1 protein-coding gene is annotated in these 1,911 nt (G+C 74.2%); it reads left to right on the top strand.

Annotation, left to right across the window (positions count from 1 at the left end; genetic code table 11):
- Nucleotides 1-1,911: DUF4118 domain-containing protein (locus ACWCXH_RS39870; RefSeq protein ID WP_449806408.1), on the top strand; the 1,911-nt coding region annotated here is incomplete at both ends.

Raw genomic sequence — 1,911 nt, 5'->3', positions numbered from 1 at the left:
GTCCGCCGGGCCGACCAGATCGAGCTCGTCGACATGGCCCCGCAGGCGCTGCGCCGCCGCATGGCCCACGGCAACGTCTACAAGGCGGAGAAGGTCGACGCGGCCCTGTCCAACTACTTCCGGGTCGGGAATCTCACCGCCCTGCGCGAGCTCGCCCTGCTCTGGGTCGCCGGGCGGGTCGACGAGGGCCTGCGCGACTACCGGGCCAGCCACAACATCGACCGCGTCTGGGAGACCCGCGAACGCGTCGTGGTCGCCCTCACCGGCGGCCCCGAGGGCGAGACGATCATCCGCCGCGCCGCCCGGATCGCCGACCGCACGGCCGGCGGTGAGCTCCTGGCCGTCCACGTGACCAGGAGCGACGGCCTGGCCGGCGCCTCCTCCGGCACGCTCGCCCAGCAGCGGCAGCTCGTCGAGACCCTCGGCGGCAGCTACCACGTGGTGGTCGGCGACGACATCCCCACCGCGCTGCTGGCCTTCGCCCGTGCCCACGACGCCACCCAGCTGGTCCTCGGCACCAGCCGCCGCGGCCGGATCAACCGCTTCCTCACCGGCCCCGGCATCGGCGAGACCACCGTGGACGCGTCCGAGGACATCGACGTCCACATGGTCACCCACGAGTTCACCGGGCGCGGCCGGCTGCCCTCGCTCGGCCGGCGCCACTCCAAGCGCCGCACCATCGCCGGCTACGCCGCCGGCTTCGTGCTGCCCTGGATCCTGACCGGGATCCTCTCCCAGGCGCACCACAGCGTGAACCTCACCACCGACGCGCTGATCTTCCAGCTCGGCGTGGTCATCGTCGCCCTGCTCGGCGGCGCCACCTCCGCGCTGCTGGCCTCGGTCATCGCCTCGCTGCTGCTCAACTACTTCTTCATCCCGCCCGTCTACACCCTGACCATCACCGAGACGAACAACATCGTCGCCCTGGTGGTCTTCGCCGCCGTCGCGCTCGCCGTCTCCACCGTCGTCGACCACGCCAGCCGGCTCACCAGCCGGGCCGCCCGCGCCACCGCGGAGGCGGAGACCCTCTCCACCCTGGCCGGCAGCGTGCTGCGCGGCGCCGACGCACTGCCCGCCCTGCTGGAGAAGTCCCGGACGGCCTTCGGCATGGACTCCGTCGCCCTGCTCTCCCGCGGCGGAGGCGAGGTGCTGGCCCACTGCGAGGCGGAGCACCCGGGCGAGCCGGGCGGGGAGACCACCGAGGTGCCGGTCGGCACCGACGCCCTCCTGGTGCTCGTCGGCCGGCGGCTGCCCGCCGCAGACCAGCGCGTCCTCACCGCCTTCGCCGCCCACGTCGCCGCCGCGCTGGAGCGCGACCGGCTGGCCGTCGTCGCCGCCGAGGTCGAGCCGATCAAGGCCGCCGACCGGATGCGCACCGCCCTGCTCGCCGCCGTCAGCCACGACCTGCGCACGCCGCTCGCCGCCGCGCTCGCCTCGGTCGGCTCGCTGCGCAGCCCCGACGTCGAGTTCTCGCCCGAGGACCAGGCCGAACTCCTCGCCACCGCCGACGAGTCGCTGGTCAAGCTCACCCGCCTGGTCGACAACCTGCTCGACATGAGCCGCCTCCAGGCCGGCGCGCTGACCCTGCACCTCACCGAGACCCACCTCGACGAGATCCTGCCCCGGGCGCTGGACAGCCTCCCCGACCCGTACGCGCCGGTCCAGCCGCTGGACCTCGACACGGCCCCGCCGGTGCTCGCCGACCCGCCGCTGCTGGAGCGCGTCCTCGCCAACGTGATCACCAACGCGCTGCGCCACAACGCGCCCGGCGCGCCCGTCCTGGTGACCGCCAGCCACCACGCCGACCAGGTCGAGGTCCGGGTGATCGACCGCGGCCCCGGCATCGCCCCCGAGGACCGGGACCGGGTCTTCCTGCCGTTCCAGCGCCTCGGCGACACCGACAACACGACC

The sequence above is a fragment of the Kitasatospora sp. NPDC001660 genome (assembly GCF_053596725.1).
The sequence above is the reverse complement of the archived record's forward strand: the minus strand, read 5'-3'. Positions and strand labels throughout refer to the sequence as shown.